Source organism: Streptomyces sp. NPDC008139 (assembly GCF_042957025.1).
GTDB lineage: Bacteria > Actinomycetota > Actinomycetes > Streptomycetales > Streptomycetaceae > Actinacidiphila.
In genome coordinates this window covers 21,491-39,471 of record NZ_JBIBHM010000026.1, presented here as the reverse complement: position 1 = coordinate 39,471, position 17,981 = coordinate 21,491, and the positions used below count along the sequence as shown (strand labels likewise).

Annotated in this window: 13 protein-coding genes; 5 read left to right on the top strand and 8 right to left on the bottom strand. The window is 71.8% G+C overall.

Features of this window, described 5'->3' with window-relative positions:
- Window positions 1–152 precede the first annotated feature (152 nt).
- From ACFZBB_RS33805 to thyX, 3 genes are all read right to left on the bottom strand, one after another.
- Window positions 153–1,838 carry an RNase J family beta-CASP ribonuclease gene (locus ACFZBB_RS33805; protein ID WP_391130761.1) on the bottom strand — a complete coding sequence of 562 codons (1,686 nt, stop codon included), beginning with the start codon at window positions 1,836–1,838 and terminating at the stop codon, window positions 153–155.
- 160 nt (window positions 1,839–1,998) lie between these two features.
- Entirely contained in the window at window positions 1,999–2,898 is a 900-nt protein-coding gene (gene dapA / locus ACFZBB_RS33800) for a 4-hydroxy-tetrahydrodipicolinate synthase (protein ID WP_391130758.1), read from the bottom strand.
- Window positions 2,899–3,086: 188 nt separating this feature from the next.
- Window positions 3,087–3,833: an FAD-dependent thymidylate synthase gene (gene thyX / locus ACFZBB_RS33795; protein ID WP_391130755.1), complete on the bottom strand. Its 747-nt coding sequence runs from the start codon at window positions 3,831–3,833 to the stop codon at window positions 3,087–3,089.
- Window positions 3,834–4,058: 225 nt separating this feature from the next.
- Here thyX and ACFZBB_RS33790 point away from each other — a divergent pair, with 225 nt between their 5' ends.
- The gene (locus tag ACFZBB_RS33790) at window positions 4,059–4,604 is read left to right on the top strand and encodes a hypothetical protein (protein WP_391130752.1); all 546 of its coding nucleotides are present in this window, start codon (window positions 4,059–4,061) and stop codon (window positions 4,602–4,604) included.
- A gap of 87 nt (window positions 4,605–4,691) precedes the next feature.
- Here ACFZBB_RS33790 and ACFZBB_RS33785 read toward each other — a convergent pair whose 3' ends face one another.
- From ACFZBB_RS33785 to rpsO, 5 genes are all read right to left on the bottom strand, one after another.
- The gene (locus ACFZBB_RS33785) at window positions 4,692–5,150 is read right to left on the bottom strand and encodes a hypothetical protein (protein ID WP_355349825.1); all 459 of its coding nucleotides are present in this window, start codon (window positions 5,148–5,150) and stop codon (window positions 4,692–4,694) included.
- Between the two features lie 32 nt (window positions 5,151–5,182).
- Window positions 5,183–5,962, bottom strand: coding sequence for a 4-hydroxy-tetrahydrodipicolinate reductase (gene dapB / locus ACFZBB_RS33780; protein WP_391130749.1), 780 nt, complete (start codon window positions 5,960–5,962; stop codon window positions 5,183–5,185).
- A gap of 75 nt (window positions 5,963–6,037) precedes the next feature.
- Window positions 6,038–7,414 carry an insulinase family protein gene (locus tag ACFZBB_RS33775; RefSeq protein ID WP_391130746.1) on the bottom strand — a complete coding sequence of 459 codons (1,377 nt, stop codon included), beginning with the start codon at window positions 7,412–7,414 and terminating at the stop codon, window positions 6,038–6,040.
- Window positions 7,411–9,630: a polyribonucleotide nucleotidyltransferase gene (locus ACFZBB_RS33770; protein WP_391130743.1), complete on the bottom strand. Its 2,220-nt coding sequence runs from the start codon at window positions 9,628–9,630 to the stop codon at window positions 7,411–7,413. Before ACFZBB_RS33770 ends, ACFZBB_RS33775 begins: the two co-directional genes overlap by 4 nt.
- Window positions 9,631–9,976: 346 nt before the next feature.
- Window positions 9,977–10,264, bottom strand: a complete 288-nt coding sequence (gene rpsO / locus ACFZBB_RS33765) for a 30S ribosomal protein S15 (RefSeq protein WP_033173003.1) — start codon at window positions 10,262–10,264, stop codon at window positions 9,977–9,979.
- A gap of 411 nt (window positions 10,265–10,675) precedes the next feature.
- Here rpsO and ACFZBB_RS33760 point away from each other — a divergent pair, with 411 nt between their 5' ends.
- From ACFZBB_RS33760 to ACFZBB_RS33745, 4 genes are all read left to right on the top strand, one after another.
- Complete coding sequence (locus ACFZBB_RS33760; protein ID WP_391130740.1) at window positions 10,676–14,461, top strand: SCO5717 family growth-regulating ATPase; 3,786 nt, start codon at window positions 10,676–10,678, stop codon at window positions 14,459–14,461.
- Window positions 14,462–14,717: 256 nt separating this feature from the next.
- Window positions 14,718–15,653: an ATP-binding cassette domain-containing protein gene (locus tag ACFZBB_RS33755; RefSeq protein ID WP_391130736.1), complete on the top strand. Its 936-nt coding sequence runs from the start codon at window positions 14,718–14,720 to the stop codon at window positions 15,651–15,653.
- Window positions 15,650–16,492 (top strand): ABC transporter permease subunit, encoded by an 843-nt coding sequence (locus ACFZBB_RS33750; RefSeq protein ID WP_391130733.1) that lies wholly within the window; start codon window positions 15,650–15,652, stop codon window positions 16,490–16,492. The genes ACFZBB_RS33755 and ACFZBB_RS33750 overlap by 4 nt, the downstream gene beginning before the upstream one ends.
- 21 nt (window positions 16,493–16,513) lie before the next feature.
- On the top strand, window positions 16,514–17,908 hold the full coding sequence (locus tag ACFZBB_RS33745; protein WP_391130730.1) for a histidine kinase: 1,395 nt from the start codon (window positions 16,514–16,516) through the stop codon (window positions 17,906–17,908).
- Window positions 17,909–17,981: the final 73 nt, after the last annotated feature.

The following is a 17,981-nucleotide window of genomic DNA, read 5'->3' as shown; positions in this document are numbered from 1 at the left end:
CTTTAGCAGAAGCTATTCGGTCGGAATTACCAACCCCGTTCCGAGCACACACGTTTCCGCGGGTCTCGTCGAGGCGGTTGTGCCAACGTACTGGAGCGGGCCCCCGGATGCAAATCCGGGGGCCCGCTCCTGGTCCAGTGGTTGACGAGGCGTCAGACCTCAACCACCACAGGGAGGATCATCGGTCGCCGACGGTAGGTGTCGGAGACCCATTTGCCGACCGAGCGGCGGATGAGCTGCTGGATCTGGCGTGCTTCCATCACCCCGTCGGAGGCCGAACGGGACAGCCCCTCCTCGATCTTGGGGATGACGGCGGCGAATGCGTCGTCCTCGATCCCCGAACCGCGGGCATGGATGTTCGGGCCGCCGACAATCTTGCCGGTGGTCGAGTCGACCACCACGAAGACCGAGACGATGCCTTCTTCCCCGAGGATGCGGCGGTCCTTCAGCGACGACTCCGTGATGTCGCCGACGGAGAGACCGTCGACGTACACGTAACCGGCCTGGACCTTGCCCGCGATTTTGGCGACGCCGTCGATGAGGTCGACGACCACGCCGTCCTCCGCGATGACGCAGCGGTTCTTGGGGATGCCGGTGAGCTGGCCGAGATCGGCGTTGGCGCGCAGGTGTCGCCATTCGCCGTGGATCGGCATCAGATTGCGCGGCTTGCAGATGTTGTAGAAGTACAGCAGTTCGCCGGCCGAGGCGTGGCCAGAGACGTGGACCTTGGCGTTGCCCTTGTGGACAACGTTGGCACCCCATCGGGTGAGGCCGTTGATCACGCGGTAGACCGCGTTCTCGTTGCCCGGGATGAGGGAGGACGCGAGGATGACGGTGTCGCCCTCGACGATCCGGATCTGGTGGTCGCGGTTCGCCATCCGGGACAGGGCGGCCATGGGCTCGCCCTGGGAGCCGGTGCAGACGAGGACGACCTTCTCGTCGGGCAGGTCGTCGAGGACCTTGACGTCCACGACGAGACCGCTGGGCACCTTGAGGTAGCCGAGGTCGCGGGCGATGCCCATGTTCCTGACCATCGAGCGGCCGACGAAGGCGACCTTGCGGCCCCGTTCATGCGCGGCGTCCAGGACTTGCTGGATGCGGTGGACGTGGCTGGCGAAGCTCGCCACGATGATCCGCTTGTCCGCCTTGGCGAAGGTCTGCCGGAGCACCTGCGAGATGTCCCGCTCGGGTGCGACGAAGCCGGGGACCTCGGCGTTGGTGGAGTCCGCGAGGAGCAGGTCGATGCCTTCCTCGCCGAGCCGCGCGAAGGTCGGCAGGTCGGTCAGGCGGCCGTCCAGCGGGAGCTGGTCCATCTTGAAGTCGCCCGTGACGACGACCATGCCCGCCGGAGTGCGGATGGCGACGGCCAGCGCGTCCGGGATGGAGTGGTTGACGGCGACGAATTCGCAGTCGAAGGGGCCGATGCGCTCGCGCTCGCCCTCCTTGACCTCCAGCACGTACGGCCGGATGCGGTGTTCCTGGAGCTTGGCCTCGATCAGGGCGAGGGTCAGCTTGGAGCCGATCAGCGGGATGTCGTCCTTCTCCCGCAGGAGGAAGGGGACGGCGCCGATGTGGTCCTCGTGGCCGTGGGTCAGGATGACGCCGACGACGTCGTCGAGGCGGTCCCTGATGGAGCTGAAGTCCGGCAGGATCAGGTCGACGCCGGGCTGCTCTTCCTCGGGGAAGAGCACTCCGCAGTCAACGATCAGCAGCTTGCCGCCGAATTCGAAGACCGTCATATTGCGGCCGATTTCTCCGAGGCCGCCGAGCGGGGTGATACGGAGGCCGCCGTCGGGCAGGGTCCGCGGGGGGCCGAGTTCGGGGTGCGGATGGCTCAAAAGTCTCTCCCTACCACGCGCGCCGCCGGACCCTCCTGGGTCGCGGCGCGCGTGACATCGTGTTTTTCCGTGCGTATGCGGCAGTGCGCATCGTCGGCTGTGCGGTGTGCGGTTGTGCGGTTTGTGCGTGTTCGGACCTATTAAGTTGTGAAGTCTGTGGTCAGAGGTCTACCCCGCCTGCGGCGAGATCCCTCCTGAGCTGTTCTGTGGCGGCCTGGTCCAGCTCCACGAGGGGGAGCCGGAGGGGGCCCGCGGGCAGTCCGCGCAGCGCGAGGGCGGCCTTGGTGGTGATGACGCCCTGGGCGCGGAACATGCCGGTGTAGACCGGCAGCAGTCGCTGGTGGATCTCGGCGGCCTTGGTGACGTCGCCGCTGGTGTACGCGTCGAGGAGCGCGCGCAGTTCGGCGGAGACCAGGTGGCCGACGACGGAGACGAAGCCGGTGGCGCCGATGGAGAGCAACGGCAGATTGAGCATGTCGTCGCCCGAGTACCAGGCCAGGCCGCTGCGGGACATCGCCCAGCTCGCGGCGCCGAGGTCGCCCTTGGCGTCCTTGTTGGCGACGATCCGGGGGTGTTCGGCCAGCCGGACGATGGTCTCGGTGTCGATGGGGACGCCGCTGCGGCCGGGGATGTCGTAGAGCATGACGGGCAGCCCGGTGGCGTCGGCGATGGCGGTGAAGTGCCGGTACAGACCCTCCTGCGGGGGCTTGTTGTAGTACGGCGTCACCGCGAGCAGGGCGTGGGCGCCGGCGCTTTCCGCCTGGCGGGCCAGGTCCGTGCTGTGCCGGGTGTCGTTGGTCCCGGCTCCGGCGACGACGAAGGCGCGGTCTCCGACGGCTTCCACGACGGCCCGTACGAGCTGGGCTTTCTCCGTGTCGCTCGTGGTGGGCGACTCCCCGGTCGTGCCGTTGACGACGAGACCGTCGTTCCCGGCGTCCACGAGGTGGGCGGCGAGCCGTTGCGCGCCGTCGAGATCGAGGGCGCCGTCCGCGGTGAACGGCGTGACCATTGCGGTCAGGACCCGCCCGAAGGGGGCCGTGGGGGTGGAGGTCGGAGCCATGGGTCCACGCTACTCGGTGTGTGTACGGGCATGCAGCCTCGGGACCTGCGCAAAGGACTCCGGCGGTGCCTGCTCGGGGGTTCAAGCAACGCCGGAGTCCGTTTCAGCAGCCTAGATGAACTTCACGAATGCCTGCAATCTGAACACTTCGGACATTTGACTGCGGTCGCGCCGATCGGTTCCGGCCGTTACGGTGCCACCCGGCCGTTCGCGTTGAACGCCGCGTGTGTCAGCGGCATCAGACTCTCCCACGCGGCCTCCATCCGCTCCCCCACCATCTCGATCTCCCGCTGCGGGAACGACGGCGTGGCCGCCAGTTCGTGCTGCGTCCGCAGCCCCAGGAAGTGCATCAGCGACCGCGCGTTGCACGTCGCGTACATCGACGAGAACAACCCGACCGGCAGCGTCGCCCGCGCCACTTCCCTGGCCACCCCTGCCGCCAGCATCTCCTGGTACGCCGCGTACGAATGCGCGTACGACTCCTCCATCGCCCCCCGCACCGCCTCGTGCTGCTCCGCGGTGCCGTGCACGAACTCGTACTTCCCCGGCCGCCCCTGCTGCACCAGCTTCCGCTCGGGCCCCGGCACGTAGAACACCGGCTGCAACTCGCGGTAACGACCCGACTCCTCGTTGTAGGACCAGCCGACGCGGTGGCGCATGAACTCGCGGAAGACGAAGATCGGGGCGCTGATGAAGAAGGTCATGGAGTTGTGCTCGAAGGGGCTGCCGTGGCGGTCGCGCATCAGGAAGTTGATCAGGCCCTTGGAGCGCTCGGGGTCCTTGGTCAGCTCTTCGAGGGACTGCTCTCCGGCGGTGGAGACCCGGGCCGCCCACAGGACGTCGCCGTCAGAGGCGCTGTGCTTGACGAGGTCGACGGTCACGTCGTCGCGGAACTGGACGGGGACGGTGGTCCCGGTGGTGGTCTCGGTCGGCACCCGAGGTCCTTCCTGCTTGGCGGCTGTGCGGTTGAGCTGGTGTGCGGTCGGGCGGCTGTTCTGTCGTGCGGCGCCAGCCTATTCGCTCCGTATGACAGCGTTCGTCGGGCGGGCCAGGGCCGATCGGACGACCCGAGGTAGCCGCGGCGCCGCACGGCGGCTAGCCTCACCCGTCATAGCCCGCTCGTGCCGGAAGCTGCCGGAAACCCGAAGAGGATTCCCCGCGTGTCCCTCCCCCACAATTCCACCACCGCCTTCGTCGATGAGTTCACGCCCGGACGTGCGCTGCCGCACGCCGAGCAGGACCGCTGGATGCGGCCCTACCGTCCAGGACCGTGGCGGGTCGCGACCGCGGCGCTGCTGCTGGTCCTCGCCTCGTACCTGCTGTTCGCCGCGCTGATCATGGTCGCCGCAGGAAGCGGGCAGGGCGGCGTCACGTGTCTGCTCTCGGCGTTCGTGCTCATCGCGGTCACCCTGCGGCTGCTGCGCGTGGGTGTGTGGGTGAGCGGGAAGGGCCTGCGCCAGGTGGAGTTCTTCTCCACCTCGACGGTGTCGTGGAGCCAGGTGGTCTCGGTGCGCACGGCGCAGCAGCCGGTGCGGGTGCTGGGGCTGCCGCGCAGTGTGCAGGGGCAGGCGCTGGTGATCACCCGGCGCGGCGGGCGCCCGCTGCGGCCGATGCTGACCGACCACAACGCGGACTTCCTCGGCAGGGTCGAGGCGTTCGACCTCGCCGCCGACGCCATCGAGGGCTGGGCCGCCGAGCTGCGCTGAGCCGCGCTCAGCTTCACCCTCCCGGGTGCACGGCCGGGATGAAAGCGACCGGGCACACCCGTATGAGGAGTCGTGCACGACAGGCCCCTAGACCCGCTCGCGCACCTCGCGCCCGTCGTGCAGCGCGATGGCCCGCTGCATCGCCTTGCGGGCCCGCGGGGTGTCGCGTGCGTCGAAGTACGCGACGGCGAGCCGGAACCAGTTGCGCCAGTCGTCCGGCGCGGCCTCCGTCTCGGCCTGCCGCTTGGCGAACACCGCGTCGGCCGAGTCGCGGTCGATCCGGCCGCTGGGCGTACGGACCAGTTCGTCCACGGGCAGGCCGCCCTCGGCCTCCAGTTCGCGGCCGAGCCGTCCGGCGTGGCGGGCGAACTGGGTGGTGTGCCAGAGGAACCAGGCGCCGATCAGCGGCAGGACGAGCACGGCGACGCCGAAGACGACGGTGACCGGGCGGCCGTCCGCGATGAGCAGCACCCCGCGGTCGCCGACCAGCACGAAGTAGAAGACCAGCACGACCGCGGACACGGCGTAGCTGAGTTTGGCGCGCATTTCGGTTCCGTCCTCCGGTTCGGTCCTCCGCGTCAGCCCTCGTCCGGCTGAAGCGCGCGGTGGTCGTCCGAGAGGAAGTGTTCCAGGCCGAAGGTGAGTCCGGGGACACCGGGCACGGTACGGGCCGCGAGCAGGATGCCCGGCATGAAGCTGCTGTGGTGCAGCGAGTCGTGCCGGATGGTGAGGGTCTCGCCGGTGTCGCCGAAGAGCACTTCCTGGTGCGCGAGCAGGCCGCGCAGCCGTACCGAGTGCACCGGGACGCCGTCGACGTCCGCGCCGCGGGCGCCGTCCAGGGCGTGGGTGGTGGGGTCCTCCTGCGGGGCGCGGCCCGCCTCCGCGCGGGCGGCGGCGATGAGCTGCGCGGTACGGGTGGCGGTACCGCTGGGGGCGTCGGCCTTCCGGTTGTGGTGCAGCTCGATGACCTCGACGCTCTCGAACCAGCGGGCGGCCTGCTGGGCGAAGCGCATGGTGAGGACGGCGCCGATGGAGAAGTTCGGCGCGATGAGCACCCCGGTGGCGGGCGAGGCGGCGAGCTGGCCGCGCAGGGTGTCGAGCCGCTGCGGGGTCCAACCGGTGGTGCCGACCACGGCGTGGATGCCGTGGCCGACGCAGAACTCCAGATTGCCCATGACGGCGTCGGGGTGCGTCAGGTCGACGGCGACCTGCGTACCGGACTCGGTCAGTGTCTCCAGCCGGTCGTCGCGGTCGATCGTTGCGACGAGGTCGAGGTCGTCGGCCGCCTCGACCGCGCGTGCCGCCTCTGATCCGATCCGGCCCTTGGCGCCGATGACGGCCACACGGAGCTTGCTCATCGTTGTCCTGTCCTCGTCCTTCGCATCTCACATCGGTTGACGGCACACGCGCCGCGGCTCCCGCGAGCCGGTCCGCTACGCGAGCGCCTCGCGCAGGCGCGCGCTCTGCTTCTCCTTGAGCGGCCCTATGACGGCCAGCGACGGCCGCTGGCCCAGTACATCGCGGGCCACCGCGCGTACGTCGTCCGGGGTCACCGCGGCGATCCGGCCGAGCAGGTCGTCGACGGACAACTGCTCGCCCCAGCACAGCTCGCTCTTGCCGAGCCGGTTCATCAGCGCGCCGGTGTCCTCGAGACCGAGCACCGTGGAGCCGGAGAGCTGGCCGATCGCCCGGCCGATCTCCTCGTCGGTCAGGCCGTGTTCCGCGACCTGGTGCAGCTCGTCCCGGCAGATCTTGAGCACTTCCGGCACCCGGCGCGGCTGGCAGCCCGCGTAGACGCCGAAGAGGCCGCAGTCCGCGAAGGACGAGGTGTACGAGTACACCGAGTAGGCCAGGCCGCGCTTCTCGCGCACTTCCTGGAAGAGCCGGGAGCTCATGCCGCCGCCGAGCGCGGTGTTGAGCACGCTGAGCGCCCAGCGCCGGTCGTCGTTGCGCGACAGGCCGGGCATGCCGAGGACGACATGGGCCTGCTCGGTGCGCCGGTCCAGCAGTTCGAGGTGGCCCGCGGCGCGCAGCGTACGGCTGCCGGAGCGCGGCGCCATCGGGACGGCGTCCGGGTCGTGCAGGGCGCCCGCGTTCTCGAAGGCGCGGCGGACCTGGCGGACGAGGGCCGCGTGGTCGACGTTGCCCGCGGCGGCGACGACGAGCCGCGTGGGGTCGTAGTGCCGCTTGTAGAAGCGGGCGACCTGGTCGCGGGTGAGCGCGTTGATGGTCTCGACGGTGCCGAGGACGGGGCGGCCGAGCGGGGTGTCGCCGAGCATCGCGGTGGTGAACAGGTCGTGCACCTGGTCGCCGGGGTCGTCCTCGGTCATCGCGATCTCCTCCAGGATGACGCCGCGTTCGGCGTCGATGTCCTCCTGGCGGATCAGTGACCCGGTGAGCATGTCGCAGACCACGTCGATGGCCAGCGGCAGATCGGTGTCGAGCACCCGCGCGTAGTAGCAGGTGTACTCCTTGGACGTGAAGGCGTTCATCTCGCCGCCGACCGCGTCCACGGCCGCGGAGATGTCCAGTGCGCTCCGGCGCTCCGTGCCCTTGAAGAGCAGGTGCTCCAGGTAGTGGGTGGCGCCGTTGAGCACCGGGGTCTCGTCGCGGGAGCCGACTGCCGCCCAGATGCCGAAGGTGGCGGAACGGACGGTGGGCAGCGTCTCGGTGACGACGCGCAGCCCGCCGGGCAGGACGCTGCGCCGTACGGTGCCGATGCCGTCGGTGCCCGGGAGGAGGGTCCGCGTGCGGACGGCCCGCCCCTTGGTGGAGGGGCGGGCCGTCACTGCGGTGGAGCGGGTCGTCACTTCTCCGACTCGTCCTTCGCGTCCTCGGTGTCGTCTTCGCCCTCGATGACCGGGATCAGCGAGAGCTTGCCGCGCTGGTCGATCTCGGCGATCTCGACCTGCACCTTGGCGCCCACGCCGAGAACGTCCTCGACGTTCTCGACGCGCTTGCCGCCGGCGAGCTTACGGATCTGCGAGATGTGCAGCAGGCCGTCCTTGCCGGGCATCAGCGAGACGAACGCGCCGAAGGTGGTCGTCTTCACGACCGTGCCCAGGTAGCGCTCGCCGACCTCGGGCATCGTCGGGTTGGCGATCTGGTTGATCACCGCGCGGGCCGCCTCGGCCTGCGAACCCTCGGTGGCGCCGATCAGCACCGTGCCGTCGTCCTCGATGGAGATGTCGGCGCCGGTGTCCTCCTGGATCTGGTTGATCATCTTGCCCTTGGGGCCGATGACCTCGCCGATCTTGTCCACGGGGATCTTGATGCTGATGATCCGCGGGGCGTTGGGGGACATCTCGTCCGGGACGTCGATGGCCTCGTTCATCACATCGAGGATGTGGAGGCGGGCGTCACGGGCCTGCTTCAGCGCGGCGGCCAGCACGGAGGCGGGGATGCCGTCGAGCTTGGTGTCGAGCTGGAGCGCGGTCACGAAGTTCTTCGTGCCGGCGACCTTGAAGTCCATGTCGCCGAACGCGTCCTCGGCGCCGAGGATGTCGGTGAGCGCCACGTAGTGCGTCTCGCCGTCGATCTCCTGCGAGATCAGGCCCATGGCGATACCGGCGACGGGGGCCTTGAGCGGCACACCGGCGTTCAGCAGCGACATGGTGGAGGCGCAGACCGAGCCCATCGACGTGGAGCCGTTGGAGCCGAGCGCCTCGGAGACCTGACGGATCGCGTAGGGGAACTCCTCGCGGGTCGGCAGGACCGGGATCAGGGCGCGCTCGGCGAGCGCGCCGTGGCCGATCTCGCGGCGCTTGGGCGAGCCCACGCGGCCGGTCTCGCCGACCGAGTACGGCGGGAAGTTGTAGTTGTGCATGTAGCGCTTGCGGGTCTCGGGCGCCAGGGTGTCGAGCTGCTGCTCCATGCGGAGCATGTTGAGGGTGGTGACGCCCAGGATCTGGGTCTCGCCACGCTCGAACAGCGCGGAGCCGTGCACGCGCGGGATGGCCTCGACCTCGGCGGCCAGCGTACGGATGTCCGTGACGCCGCGGCCGTCGATGCGGACCTTGTCCTTGATGACGCGCTGGCGGACCAGCTTCTTGGTCAGCGAGCGGTACGCGGCGGAGATCTCCTTCTCGCGGCCCTCGAACTGCGGGAGGAGCTTCTCGGCGGCCAGACCCTTGACGCGGTCCAGCTCGGCCTCACGGGCCTGCTTGCCGGGGATGGTGAGCGCCTGGGCCAACTCGCCGGTGACGGCGGACTCCAGGGCCTCGAACACGTCCTCCTGGTAGTCCAGGAAGATCGGGAACTCGCCGGTGGGCTTGGCGGCCTTGGCGGCCAGCTCGGACTGCGCCTTGCAGAGCGTCCGGATGAACGGCTTGGCGGCTTCGAGGCCCGCGGCCACGATCTCCTCGGTCGGCGCCTCGGCGCCGCCCGCGACGAGCTGGATCGTCTTGGCGGTGGCCTCGGCCTCCACCATCATGATCGCGACGTCGCCGTCCTCAAGCGTGCGGCCCGCGACGACCATGTCGAAGACGGCGTCCTCAAGCTCGCTGTGGGTCGGGAACGCGACCCACTGGCCCTTGATGAGGGCGACGCGGACGCCGCCGATCGGACCGGAGAAGGGCAGGCCCGCGAGCTGCGTGGAGCAGGAGGCGGCGTTGATCGCGACCACGTCGTACAGGTGGTCGGGGTTGAGCGCCATGATCGTGCAGACGACCTGGATCTCGTTGCGCAGGCCCTTGACGAAGGACGGGCGCAGCGGGCGGTCGATCAGCCGGCAGGTGAGGATCGCGTCCTCGGAGGGGCGGCCCTCGCGGCGGAAGAAGGAACCGGGGATCCGGCCGGCCGCGTACATGCGCTCCTCGACGTCCACCGTGAGGGGGAAGAAGTCGAAGTGCTCCTTGGGCTGCTTCGAGGCGCTGGTGGCCGACAGCACCATGGTGTCGTCGTCCAGGTAGGCCACGGCGGAGCCGGCGGCCTGACGGGCCAGGCGGCCCGTCTCGAAGCGGATGGTGCGGGTGCCGAACGTGCCGTTGTCGATAACGGCTTCGGCGTAGTGGGTCTCGTTCTCCACTATGGGGATTCTCCTCGTCCATGCCCGCAGGGCGTTTCCCTGGCGGGCCATCGGTGGAGGGGCGTCCTGTTACCGGTGCCGGTCTTCGATCGAAGCCTCCGGGGCGTGTGTCTTCCGGAGGCCACTACCGAGGACCGGCTGTTCGGCGATCAGGAGGACGCTCCTCCTCATACTTGATAACCATTGCACCAGACGACGGAGACATCACGCACTTCATGTGCGCGCTTCGTCGCTCGGCGCGTATATGGCCACTACGGCAATGCTCCGCCGTACACGGCGCGTATCGCGTATACGGCAAAGGGGGAGCGGCCCCGACTCGCGGGTACCGCTCCCCCTCCACGGCGTCTTAGCGAACGCCCGCGGCGCCGGCACGGATGCCGAGGCGCTCGCGGAGCTCACGGAAGCGCGTGATGTCCTTCTTGGCCAGGTACTGCAGCAGACGGCGGCGCTGGCCGACCAGGATCAGCAGACCACGACGCGAGTGGTGGTCGTGCTTGTGGGTCTTGAGGTGCTCGGTCAGGTCCGAGATACGGCGCGAGAGCAGAGCGACCTGGACCTCGGGGGAGCCCGTGTCGCCCTCCTTGGTACCGAACTCGGCGATGATCTGCTTCTTCGTCTCGACGTCGAGCGACATACGGACTCCTCAGGTGTCAGTGGCCTCCGAGCGCCCCCGGTATTCATCGCGGGGGATGCTTCGTTGACTCGCGAGGCGCGGGATCACGGGGTGTGTACACACACGTGACCGTCACCCAGAGTACCAGCCCGCGGCGGTCCGCTTACCCGCGGGTCATCTCCGGGCGCGGGCGAGGACGCCGCCCGGCGCGTGAGGGTGGTGTGCGAGGGGCACTCACCCATGAGGGCGGGCCTGACATCGGAAGGCTACCGACGATTAGTCTTGCCCCTGACGGGGAGGGGGATCGGCCATGGGATGCGTGGGTATGCGCGCAGCGGTGCGATCCCGCGATGGTGTCCCGCGCCGACGAGCGGCCTTTCGCGGGCCGGACTCGTTGCGGGGACACGGTGAAGCAGCAGACCAGGAGGCATTGTGAGCAGCGATCGGGACGACAGCCGCGTGGGCGGGGCCGGCCCTGTCGAGGACCGGGGCGACGCCGACTACACGGGTGAGTTCAGCCTGGGCGACGCGGCGCCCGCCTGGTACATGGGAGACGCGGGCGGTTCCGCGGACGCCGACGAGGCGGCGGACAGCGGCTCGGATTCCGGCGCTGGCGCCGATTCCGGTTCCGTTCCTGTCACGGATTCGGGGTCCTTCACGGGCTCGGGCCCGCAGACGGGTGCGCGGTCGGACCGGCGCTCGGATGCGGGTGCCGCCGGTTCCTCCCCTGCTTCTGTTCCCGGCTCCGAGCCGGGGGCGGGGCTGACGGGTGACGCGGCCGGTTCGTCGGAGTCGTCGTGGTCCGCCGCCGTGCCGTCGCTGCCCCTGCCCACGCCCGGCCCTTCGGCGTCGGCGGCCGAACGGTCCTGGTCGGCCGCGGCCGTACCGTCGATCCCGGTTCCGCGCGCGGCGTCGGCCGAGTCGGCGGGCGAGCCCGCGCGTGCGTCGGCGGGCGCGGACAGTTCGGACGACTCGGACCGCTCGGAAGGTGCGGCGAAGCGGGAGCCCGAGTCCGCGCCTGCGGCGGAGGCCGCGGGCACGCCCGAGCCGGAGCCGGTACGGGCTTCCGCGTCCGAGTCCGGTACGCCCGGGTCCGGTACGCCCGGTGGTTCGGGATTCCCCGCTTTCGGGGGCCGCGAGGACGGCGCGCCCGACGCCACGGTGCGCTTCTCCGCCGCCGCGCTGCGGCGCGAGGTCGAGGAGCGCGAGGCCGGCAAGCGGAAGCCGCCGGAGCCGACCGTCTCCTCTTCTACGTCCTCGTCCGCCGCCGATGACGAGCCTGCGGAGGCCAAGCCCGCCGCGCCCGCTGCCGCGAAGCCGTCGGAGCCGTCGGAGCCCGAGGCCGAGGCCGAGGAGGCCCCGGCCGCGCCTCGTGCCCCGGTCTGGGTGCCGCTGCCCGGCGCGGCGGACGCCCTCCCGTGGGCGCCCGGCGCACCGCGCGGCCCCGTACCACCGCTCCCCCCGGACTTCGAGCGCGCGGAGCCCTCGCGCCCCGCCCCGGACAGCTCCCCGGCCGCCCCGCGACAGGGTTACGGGTTCCCGCCCGCCGCTGACGCCCCCGCCGCGCCGCTGCACCCGGGCGGCCCCAACCCGCCCGCACCCCAACAGGGTTACGGCTATCCCCCGGCGGCCGACGCTCCGGCGGCACCTCCGGCCGCCCCCCTGCACCCCGGCGGCCCGAACCCGCCCGCCCCGCAGCAGGGTTACGGCTTCCCCCCGGCACCCGACGCCCCCGCCGCACCCCCGGCCGCGCCCCTGCACCCCGGCGGGCCCAACCCCCCTGCCCCGCAACAGGGTTACGGCTTCCCGCCCGCGGCGCCCGACGAGCCCGCCGCACCCCCGGCCGCACCCCTGCACCCCGGCGGCCCCAACCCGCCCGCACCGCAGCAGGGTTACGGCTTCCCCTCGGCACCCGACGAGCCCGCCGCGCCACCGGCCGCGCCCCTGCACCCCGGCGGGCCCAACCCGCCCGCACCCCAACAGGGTTACGGCTTCCCGCCCGCGGCGCCCGCCGTGCCCGCGCAGCAGGGGAACGCGGGTCCTGCGGCGGCGCCGTTGCAGAGCTTCCCGCCGCCGACCGGGCAGCCGGTGAATCTCCCGGCCCGTCAGGAGCCCCCGGCCGCCGCGCAGCCGGGTCCGGTCCAGCAGCCGGGCCAGCCCGTGCCACCGACCGGCTACGCCCAGCCGCAGCCCCAGCCCCAGTCTCAGCCTCAAGCGCAGCCGCCCGCGCCGGTCGCGGGGACGCCGGACGCGCCGCAGGGCCAGAGGTACGGCTTCCCGCCCCCCGCGGCGCCGCACGCGCCGGTCCCGGCGCCCGCTCAGGTCCAGCCGCCGCAGGCGCCGGAGCCGCAGGACGCGGTGCCCGAGCCGAACGACGCGGTGCCGCAGGACGCCCCGGAGCGGAATCTGCCCGCGCCGACCGGCTTCGGAGCGCCGCCGCAGGGCGGGCCCCAGCCGTACACAGCGGGCCCCGTACCGTCGGGACTGCCGCACGAGCCAGTGGCGCCGCAGCAGGGCGCGGGCCCCGCGCAGGGCAGCGGTTACGGCTTCCCGCAGCACGCGCAGCCGGGCCAGGACCAGGCGGCGGCGCTTCAGCCGCTGCCGCAGCAGGGCGGTTACGGCTTCCCGCAGCCGGGGCAGCCGCACCAGCCACAGCAGCCCGCGCGGCCCGACCCGCAGGGTCAGCAGCAGGCACCGCAGCCTCCGCAGCCGCAGCCGGCGGCACCGGCCGACCCGCGGATGGGCGGCTGGCCCACCGTCACGCCCGACCAGCGGCAGCCCACGACGCAGGGCGGCACGCCGCTCGGCTACACGGCGGCCGTGGAGCTGTCGTCGGACCGGCTGCTGCGCAATCCGCCCAAGCCGAAGCGCGCGGGCGCGAACGCGCAGCCGTCGCGGTTCAAGATCGGCGGCAAGAAGGAGGAGGCGGAGCGGCAGCGGAAGCTGGGGCTGATCCGTACGCCGGTGCTGTCGTGCTACCGGATCGCGGTGATCAGCCTCAAGGGCGGCGTGGGCAAGACGACCACGACGACCGCGCTGGGCTCGACGCTGGCCTCCGAGCGGCAGGACAAGATCCTGGCGATCGACGCCAACCCGGACGCGGGCACCCTCGGCCGCCGGGTGCGGCGCGAGACGGGGGCGACGATCCGCGACCTCGTGCAGGCGATCCCGTACCTCAACAGCTATATGGACATCCGCCGGTTCACCTCGCAGGCGACATCGGGGCTCGAGATCATCGCGAACGACGTGGACCCGGCGGTCTCGACGGCGTTCAGCGACGAGGACTACCGGCGGGCGATAGATGTGCTGGGCCGCCAGTACCCGGTGATCCTCACGGACTCCGGCACCGGTCTGCTGTACAGCGCGATGCGCGGAGTCCTCGACCTGGCCGACCAGTTGATCATTGTGTCGACGCCGTCGGTGGACGGCGCGTCCAGCGCGAGCACCACGCTGGACTGGCTGTCGGCGCACGGGTACGCGGAGTTGGTGTCGCGCAGCATCACGGTCATCTCGGGGGTCAGGGAGACCGGCAAGACGATCAAGGTCGACGACATTGTGGCGCACTTCCAGACCCGCTGCCGCGGTGTCCAGGTGGTGCCCTTCGACGAACACCTCGCCGCGGGCGCGGAGGTCGACCTCGACATGATGCGGTCCAAGACCCGCGAGGCGTATTTCAACCTGTCGGCGATGGTCGCGGAGGACTTCACGCGCGCCCAGCAGGCGCAGGGTCTGTGGACGGCCGACGGGGTCAACCCGCCGCCGCACCAGGCGCCGCCGATGCCGGTCCAGGGCGGAGGCCAGGCCGGTCCCGGCTACGGCCCCTACGGCGCTCCGCAGGGCGGTTTCCCCGTGCCGCCACCGCCGCAGCAGGGCGGTTACCCCCCGCCGCAGCAGTCCCAGCAACCGCAGCAGGGCGGCTATCCGGCCCCGCAGCACGGCGGTTACCCGGCGCCGGGTCAGCCGGGACAGCCCGGTGCGTACGGTGGACCGCCGCAGGCGCCGCAGCCGTACCCGCCGGGCCAGCAGCAGGCGGCGACCGCGCCCTTCCAGCCGCAGTCGCCGCAGCCCCAGGCCCCGCAGCCGCAGCAGGGGTGGCCGCAGCAGCCCGCGCCGCAGGGCGAGCAGCCATACGGCGGGCCGCCGCAGGATCCGCAGAACCCGCAGGCGCCGCAGCTTCCGCCGGGGTACGGCTACCCGCCGCCGCCCGCTCCGCAGTAGCCGGGGGCAGGCGGGCCTCAGGGGCGCACAGCGCGGACACAGGGGCCGCCACCACGCGTTGTCGCTGGTGGCGGCCCTTGTCGTCCCCGGCCGCAGCGGCGGCCGGGCGGCGCGTACAACAGTTGGTGTACGGGGCGTCCCCCCGGAGGCGCACGCGGGCGGGGCGGGAATCCGCCCGTGGACCGTCGCCGCGGCGGGCGCGGGGAACAAGGATGGAATCGTCCCTTCCCACTGACGCACCGCCGAGGACGATCCGATGATCGAAGCCCACGCCCTGACCAAACGGTACGGCGAGCGCACCGCCGTGTCCGACCTGAGTTTCACCGTCCAGCCCGGCGTGGTGACCGGATTCCTCGGCCCCAACGGCGCCGGGAAATCGACCACGATGCGGATGATCCTGGGCCTGGACGCGCCGACGTCGGGCGGTGTCACCGTCAACGGCAAGCAGTACGCGGAGCACCGCGCGCCGCTGCACGAGGTGGGCGCGATGCTGGAGGCGCGCGCCATCCACACCGGCAGGAGCGCGTACAACCACCTGCTGTCGCTGGCCGCCACCACGGGGATTCCGCGCCGCCGGGTGGACGAGGTGATCGACATCGTGGGTCTGGGCGAGGTGGCCCGCAAGCGGGTCGGCGGTTTCTCGCTCGGCATGGGGCAGCGCCTCGGCATCGCGAGCGCGCTGCTGGGCGACCCGGCGACACTGGTGCTGGACGAGCCGGTCAACGGCCTGGACCCCGAGGGCATCCTCTGGATCCGCAATCTCCTCAAGGACCAGGCGGCGGAGGGCCGTACGGTCCTGCTCTCCTCCCACCTGATGTCCGAAATGGCGCTGACCGCCGAGCACTTGATCGTCATCGGGCGGGGGCGGCTGATCGCCGACACGTCGGTGGAGGAATTCGTGCGGGCCGCGGCGGGGACGTCGGTGCGGGTGCGGACCGACGAGGCGGAGCGGCTGCGGACGCTGCTGGCGGGACCCGATGTGTCGGTGGCGTCGGTGGAGCGCGGTGTGCTGGAGGTGACCGGGCTCAGCAGCGACCGGATCGGCCGGATCGCGGCCGACCAGGGCGTCGCGCTGGCCGAACTGACGCCGCAGCAGGCGTCGTTGGAAGAGGCGTTCATGGAACTGACCAGGGACGCCGTGGAGTACCAGGCACCGGCGCCCGTGCGCGAGCGGGAAGGACAGGCGGCATGAGCACTGCCACCATCGACAAGGCGCCGGAGACTCCCGAGGCGCGGCGGACCGGGCCGCGCGGCGAGGTCACCCTCGCCCGCGTCCTGCACTCCGAGTGGATCAAGCTGCGGACGCTGCGGTCCACCTTCTACACGCTGATCGCGGGCATGGTCGCACTGATCGGTTTCGGCGCGCTGTTCTGCGCGGTCACCGCGAACCGCTGGCCGCACATGTCGCCGCACGAGCGGGCCGACTTCGAGCCCGCGCTGACCAGTCTGCGCGGCTTCTTCCTCGCGCAGCTCGCGGTCGGTGTGCTCGGTGTCCTGATGATCACCGGTGAGTACGCGACCGGCATGATCAGGGCGTCGCTGTCCGCGGTGCCGCGGCGGCTGCCGGTGCTGTGGGCGAAGGCCGGGCTGTACGCGGCGGTCACCTGGGTGGTGATGACGGCAGGCGCGCTGATCGCCTTCCTGGTCGGTCAGGCGCTGCTGTCCTCCCGGCACATCGGCACCTCGCTGAGCGACCCCGGCGTGACCCGGATGGTGCTGGGCGCGGGCCTGTACCTGACGGTCGTGGGGCTGCTGGGCGTCGCGATAGGCGCCCTGGTCCGCAACACGGCGGGCGGCATCGCCACCGTCTTCGGCCTGCTGCTCGTCCTGCCGGTGCTCGCCGAGGCGCTGCCCACCTCGTGGGCCGACCACATCAACAAGTACCTGCCGAGCAACGCGGGACAGTCGCTGATATCGCTGCACCAGGACGCCACGAGCCTCGCGCCCTGGACGGGGTTCCTGGTGTTCTGTCTCTACGCGGCGGTGGCGCTCGCGGGCGCGGCGGTGCTGCTCAAGCGGCGCGACGCGTGACGACGGCGTGACGAGGACGCGATGACGTACCCGCTGCCGTCCACCGCGACGGCACAGGACCCGGCTGCCCAGGGGAACGCCCCGCGGCAGCCGGGACCGGCGTCCGCGGACACCGGCGCACCGATCCCCTTGAGCAGTGGTCCCATGGGCACCGGCATGTCGCCCATGCGATCGGCTGCTACAGGACCGGCCCCCGCGTGGCGGGCGCTGGCCGGGCGGGCCAGGCGGCGGGTGGGACGGCGGCTGCCCCCGATGGTGGTGGACGGCCTGTTCGCCGCCACCCTCTACGTGGGGCTCAGCATGCTGGCACGGGCGCCGCTGCGGGACGACCCGGTGCCGTTCCTGGCGCTGGGGGCGGGGCTCACGGCGCCGTTGGTGTGGCGGCGGCGGGCGCCGCTCGCGGTCTTCGCCTGCATCGCGGCGACGGCCTTCGTGCAGTGGCTGCTGGATTTCCAGGTCCCGGCCGACGTGGCGCTGCTGGTGGCGCTCTACACCGTGGCCGCGTACTGCGACCGGCGGCGGCTGATGATGGCCTTCGGCGTGCTGGAGGTCGGGGTCGTCCTGGCCACGGTGAGCTGGGCGATGCACGACCGGAGCGCGGGGACCTTCGTCTCGCTGTCGGCGATGGCCGTCGCGGCGGCGGTCTTCGGCGTGAACATGCGCAGCCGCCGTGACCGTCTGGCCTTTCTGGAGGACCGTGCGGTGCGGCTGGAGCGGGAGCGGGACCAGCGGGCGCAGTTGGCGGTGGCCGACGAACGGGCCAGGATCGCACGGGAGATGCACGACATCGTGACGCACAATCTGTCGGTGATGGTGGCGCTCGCGGACGGTGCGGTCTTCGCGCAACAGCGGACCCCCGAGCGGGCGACGACCGCGATGCGGCAGGTGTCGGCGACCGGGCGGCAGGCGATCACGGACATGCGGCGTTTCCTCGGGGTGCTGCGGGCGGACGAGCCGGACGCGCTGCGGCATCCGATGCCGGGCATCGCGCAGCTCGAATCGCTGGTGGACCAGGTACGGGCGGCGGGGCTGCCGACGGTGCTGTCCGTGGCGGGCGATCCGGGCCCGGTGCCCGTGGCGGCGCAGCTCACCGTCTACCGGCTGGTCCAGGAGGCGTTGACGAACACGCTCAAGCACGCGCCCGCCGGGACCAGCGCGGAGGTGCGGATCGGCTGCGCCCCCGACGCGCTGACCGTGACCGTCACCGACGACGGCCCGGGCACGCACCCGGCGGCGGCCGACACCGCGCACGGCGGCGCGATCGCCGACGGTGCGGCGGCCTCGGCGGGGCACGGCATACCCGGCATGCGGGAGCGGGCGGCGGCGTACGGCGGTTCACTGGTCGCGGGGCCGCTGCCCGGTGGCGGCTGGCGGGTCGCGGCGGTGCTCGTCCTCGGCGCCCCGGAGCCGATGTGACCGGCGGGGCGGCGGAGCCCGCGGCCGGCGGGAGCGGGAACGACGGGAGCGGGAACGACGGGCGCGGAGTCGA